Source organism: Ruthenibacterium intestinale (assembly GCF_040096265.1).
Taxonomy (GTDB): domain Bacteria; phylum Bacillota; class Clostridia; order Oscillospirales; family Ruminococcaceae; genus Ruthenibacterium; species Ruthenibacterium komagatae.
In genome coordinates this window covers 1-5,063 of record NZ_JBBMFA010000117.1, presented here as the reverse complement: position 1 = coordinate 5,063, position 5,063 = coordinate 1, and the positions used below count along the sequence as shown (strand labels likewise).

General features: G+C 50.8%; 6 protein-coding genes. All 6 read right to left on the bottom strand.

The window, feature by feature from the left end:
* Nucleotides 1–262 precede the first annotated feature (262 nt).
* The 6 genes from WMO24_RS15765 to WMO24_RS15740 all read right to left on the bottom strand — a co-directional run bounded on the left by WMO24_RS15765 (nt 263) and on the right by WMO24_RS15740 (nt 4,910).
* Nucleotides 263–1,510 (bottom strand): plasmid recombination protein, encoded by a 1,248-nt coding sequence (locus WMO24_RS15765; protein WP_015517767.1) that lies wholly within the window; start codon nt 1,508–1,510, stop codon nt 263–265.
* A 286-nt stretch (nt 1,511–1,796) separates the two neighbouring features.
* Nucleotides 1,797–2,108 (bottom strand): hypothetical protein, encoded by a 312-nt coding sequence (locus WMO24_RS15760; protein WP_349217337.1) that lies wholly within the window; start codon nt 2,106–2,108, stop codon nt 1,797–1,799.
* Between the two features lie 41 nt (nt 2,109–2,149).
* Nucleotides 2,150–2,416: a hypothetical protein gene (locus tag WMO24_RS15755; protein WP_242992232.1), complete on the bottom strand. Its 267-nt coding sequence runs from the start codon at nt 2,414–2,416 to the stop codon at nt 2,150–2,152.
* A gap of 249 nt (nt 2,417–2,665) precedes the next feature.
* Nucleotides 2,666–2,944, bottom strand: coding sequence for a type II toxin-antitoxin system YafQ family toxin (locus tag WMO24_RS15750; RefSeq protein WP_021632616.1), 279 nt, complete (start codon nt 2,942–2,944; stop codon nt 2,666–2,668).
* Nucleotides 2,937–3,203 carry a type II toxin-antitoxin system RelB/DinJ family antitoxin gene (locus tag WMO24_RS15745; RefSeq protein WP_033119556.1) on the bottom strand — a complete coding sequence of 89 codons (267 nt, stop codon included), beginning with the start codon at nt 3,201–3,203 and terminating at the stop codon, nt 2,937–2,939. The genes WMO24_RS15750 and WMO24_RS15745 overlap by 8 nt, the downstream gene beginning before the upstream one ends.
* Nucleotides 3,204–3,458: 255 nt before the next feature.
* On the bottom strand, nt 3,459–4,910 hold the full coding sequence (locus tag WMO24_RS15740) for a hypothetical protein (protein ID WP_199488597.1): 1,452 nt from the start codon (nt 4,908–4,910) through the stop codon (nt 3,459–3,461).
* Between the last annotated feature and the right edge of the window lie 153 nt (nt 4,911–5,063).

The following is a 5,063-nucleotide window of genomic DNA, read 5'->3' as shown; positions in this document are numbered from 1 at the left end:
TCATTGAAAGTGCCGCCACTATGGAAAACCCTATGGGTTTACCACAGTGGCTTGGAAAACCTCTAACGAGGTTTACCACACTTCCAACACCCCTCCGCTCACCCCCTTTTTCCCCTCCGACTTTCTCCCTTTCAGAGAGAGAAAATATAGGTTGGGAGTACCCTTACAGGGGGCTTAGATTATCAATACAGCAATTCCCTATTTTCAGTTGTTATTATAGCCTGTCCGAAAGAGATTTTCAAGCCCTCCGGACAGGCTTCTTTTACAGCTCCATGCCGCCCATTCCTCGCTGGTGCTGCTGTTGCTCCTGCTGCTGTCCAATCTCCGGATCGGGCAGCAGCTCCCTCGCCTTTTCAAGCAGAGGACGCAGACGCTCCGGCAAGTGTTCTTCCAAGAAGTCCAGCATCCGACCGATGCCGTCCGTCAGACGCTCGGTGAAGCTGCGTTCCTCCTGCAGCTCGGATTGCAGATAATAGTTTTCATCGCGCAGCCTCCGGTTTTCCTGTTCAAGCCTCTGCTGCCGCTGCGCTTCTTCCAGCCGCTTCTTCATGGACGGCACCTGTGACCGCAGACGGGTGTTTTCCTCCGTCAGCTCCTGTACCTTGTGCCGATCCGTCACGCTGCGCAGTGCCATTTTCTTTAGCTGCTCGACCTGATCCACCGTCACGCCCTTTACTGCCCCTGTGAGCGTCTTTTCCGGCTGAATATCATGCAGGGGTGCATTTACCCTGTCAGCCTCCTTTAAGAGCCGCACAGTGCCTTTCAGAGCGTCCCGCTGCCGTTCCAGCTCAGCAACCTCCCGCTCTACTGCCGCTGTCTGCTGCTGCACCGCTTCCAGCCTCGCAGCCGCTTCCTTGAACTGCGGCAAGTCCATGTGCGGTCTGTTCGTGCCGAGAGAGATAATTTCAAAATCGTGCCGCTGGGCGATCTCCGTCAGAGCTTCTTTCTCCCGTTCCATCCACGCCGCCCATTCGGTCTGCTTTCTGCCGACACCGACAAACCCCTGCTGCTTCAATGCCTGTTTCATAGATACCCTTGTAGAAAGTCCTCTTGACTGCTCCGTTGCCACAGGGATAAAATCGACATGGAGATGGGGCGTTGCCTCGTCCATGTGCAGCACCATATTGAACACCCGCAGATGGGGGTTGCGTTCTGCAAAAGACTCCGCAAAATCTTTCAGAGCTGCCGCCGCCCGTTCTCCGTCCGGCGTACCGCACCCACAGTCGCTCATGTTGCCGATCTGGAAAATCGCTTCATGGAACAGCTTTTCCTGTTTACTCTGCCGGATATGCTCATAGTAGTCCGGTATCTTATCTCTCGTTTTGGTTTTCTTTGCGTTGTAGGCTGCGAGAGCTTCATCAAAGACCATATGATAGACCTGCTTCAGATCCTCGTTGCAGAAAACAATGTTCTGCTCCGTCCGGCTCCGGTCTACATTCGCCGCTGAGAAGCTGCGGTTGTTGTGCCGGATGCTCCCTGCACCTGTCATACCCGAAATCGTAACTCCCATAAAATCGCCCCCTTTCCGCTTATTCTTCCGTCCTCTATTTTATCATAAATTTCCGCTAAAAACAACCTCTTTGTTACTTTCTGGTGAGAAAGTAACGCAAAAGCACTTTCACACCGCCACCCCATCGGTGCAGCGGTGTGAAAGTGCTTTGCGCCCCTAAAGGGGAGGGGTTGCCGGAGCTGCTTCACTGCCGGCTCGTGCCTGCTGCTCTGCCAGCTCCGGAGGGGCGCTGCCCCTGCCGTCTGCGGACGGCTCCCCGAACTTCATCCCACCGATAAACTGGAATTTACTCAACTGTAATGCTTGTTGCAACGAGTAAGTTTGTCTGTTCTTCTATTGCACTTTCAATAATTACTTTATCTCCAATTTGGGCATTAGTTTCACAATCCTTTGTTAGCCAAAACTGAATATCTTCATTGTCGGTGGTAATTGAGATATATGCGCGACCTTGGCAATCTCCCTCATTTACTACACTCATAGCACGGTCTGTGACTGTTCCGTAGTAAGTTTTTTCAGACCCCTCTACCAATTTGTTGCCGCAAGCAGCCAAACAAAGGAGCAATACCAAAACCAAAACAAGTGCTATCAACTTTTTCATACAATCACACTCCTTTGTAAAATTCCGATTTGTCGTTCTGTTTAGTCCCCAAAGAACCTACTAAACCAGCTACGCTTTTGAACCGGTTCTGTCTCACGCTCCGGCTGATCGGCTCCGGACTTGCCGGAAAGAAGCTGCTGATGCATCGTCCCAGCATGGAGAGCCTGGGCCGCTGCCGCAGTCTGCTGTGCCGTCACCAACGCCGAGCTGACCTCCGCCAACCTTGCGTTCAGTTCCTCGATCTGCTTGTCCTTTACAGCAAGTTGCTCGCTTTTCCGGTCTAATTCTCCCTGCAGCATAGCGATCAAAGTGGTTTCGCAAGTTTCGCAACTTGCTTTCGCCTGTTGCGAAACTTGCTTTCGTTCAACACCTAAATAATGCTGATATATGGCGGTTTTTTGACTTTCGCTGATTGCGAAACTTCCTTTCGCATCTTTCGCAACATGGTTTCGCCTACACCATGCACGAACTGCCTGTTCCGACACGCCACATTCTATTGCAATTTCCGTTATTACACCCGCCAAATATCATCACCACTCTTTCATCCAGAGTTAATCTCAAAACAAATCGCTATGAGATCCAGTCCTTATCAATTTCAAAATCAAAGTCTGCCGAACAACTTTATAGACCAACAGCCAGTCCGGCTCGATGTGACATTCTCTCATGTCCTTATAATTTCTGGAATTAGTGAGAGCATGATCTCGATACGCCTCCGGCAACGGCTGCTCGTTACACAACAGCGTGATCACTTCCTCCAACTTCTTCGGATCGCAGCCTCTCTTGATCGCAAGCTTGTAATCTCGTTTGAACTGCCCCGAAAACTCCGGCTTAAGCATTCAGCGCCTCCATCAGATCTGCAACGCTATCAAACGGACCATACATATCCTCTCCCTTTTCTGCCGCCTCCATCGCCGCATAGGTAACAGCATTCGGCTCGTCAACCTTGACTTCAAAGGGAAGTCCATGACACCTAAGTGCCTGTCGATAAAAAATACCCGTTGCCGTACTCAAATCCATTCCGAGGGACTTAAAGAGAGCTGCCGCCTGTGCTTTCAGCTCCGGCTCCATTCTTATCGTCATATTTCCTTTAGCCATAATAGCACTCCTTTCCTCGTCATTTTTAGCTTGCACTAATATTATATTCAATATTCGTGACATTTGCAAGTGCATTGCAAATGTTTTTTTGCAACTTTTCTATGAACAGTGCTTTCTATATGGTAACACCGCAGCGTGTACATTTAGGGGGTGAAAAAGCCTTATTTCGCGCGCTTTTCAAGCCTCGTTTTCGGTGGGGTAATATAAAAACCCTTACCCGCCCCGAAAACGCCTTGTAGGGCGTTTCTGGGGCGTTTACAGCCCTTTCTTAAATTCCTCCACCAACAGATCGCTCAAAGCCTGTGATGGGCGTATTTTGACCGTTATATGCCCCTCCGGTACGGTGTCCCACCATTTGCGGATCGTTTTCGGATCAAGTCCGGTGTCCCTATGACAATCGGCCTTGCGTCCCTCTGGATGCTCCTGCCGCCACGCATAGACTTGCGCTTTCTTTTCTTCTGCCCCTTTTCTTCTCCATGTGCCGCCAGGATAATCCACTTCCTGCACCGCCCTTGCTCTTTTCAAATGCTCTTTCTGTGATCTACCATTCCTCTTGTTGCGCTCGATGCGAACATCGGTCAGAGCTTCAATATCGGAAATCGTGAAATTGTAATACTCCTTGTCGTAGGCTTCCAGCGCACTCCGTATATCTTCCTCGGTCAATGCGTTCTCATGCTTCACCATCTGCAGATCATCAAAAGCCTCTTTCATATCCTGCCGGAGCTGCTGCTTCGACACACCGCATTTGTAAGCATAGATAGCAAGGCACATCAAAAAGAAATACCGATGCCCGCCCTTTATCTCTCCGATCTGCCGCAGCCACCAATGGTAGAGCGCATACGGATCATCACCATGCACCTTTCCGGCAATATCCCACTTCTTGCGTCCTTTCTCGCCTCTCACAACAACACGCTCATACCACTCCGGATATGCCTCCCTCGCCTCAGCTCGTGTCATTTTGGATGGGCTGAAAGGCTTATTGACATCCACCCTGTTTTCTGGCTTTGCGTAGGCGTTCAGATAATCCAGCGTTACCCGTTCTCCGGTACGGAAAGCGACCAGCTCCGTCCCATGCTTGTCATTGATGCTGCCCACCATGCGGAAGCTCTGATTGATGGATTGATACTGGATCGCCTTGACCTGCGAAGTGCTGCCATACTCCCATAGCCGGAAAGTGAGGTCATATTTCAGACTTTTAAGCTGAATTTTTATATTCGGGTATAGGTCAATCGGCTGCTGGAAAACATAGTAGATATGCAGCCCTGTCCCCGACAGAACAAGGAAAGTCGGCATCGGCAACCGGCGCACTCGCTCCGGATCGCCGCCAAAGCGCAGAAAGAGGTTGCGCAGCTCGGCAAGACCTACGCCATCCAGATCGAAGATCAGAGCATACATCCGCTGGGCGTTCTCCAGCCTGTTCTCCTTTCTGCGATATGCAAGACCGCTGCACAAAGTAAGGCTGTTCCCCTCGACAAACTCCATGTAATCCTGTTCCCATGTGTCGTTATACATCTTCCTGCGCCGGAGCTTCTTATCCTCGCTCTGTTCATCCCGATACAGATACACAGCGTTCGGATGGGAAAAATCCGTGTGCCGTTCTCCGGAGTTCTCATTGTCCGGAAACAGCTCTTTATAAAACTCATAGCCTCCGACCTCCGGATATTGTGCGCTCAAATACTCGTAGCAGCCTCGATAATTCTCGGTCATATTACCACCTCACAAAAGAAAAAGTACCAAAAAGAAAATCCGCTGCGGCGGGGATCGCCTGCGGGCGGGAAGGGGGAAAAGGGGGAGCAAAAGAGCGGCGGCTACGCCGCCTTAAAGAGAAAGTCACCTCCCCCTTTTCCCCCTCGCTGCGGG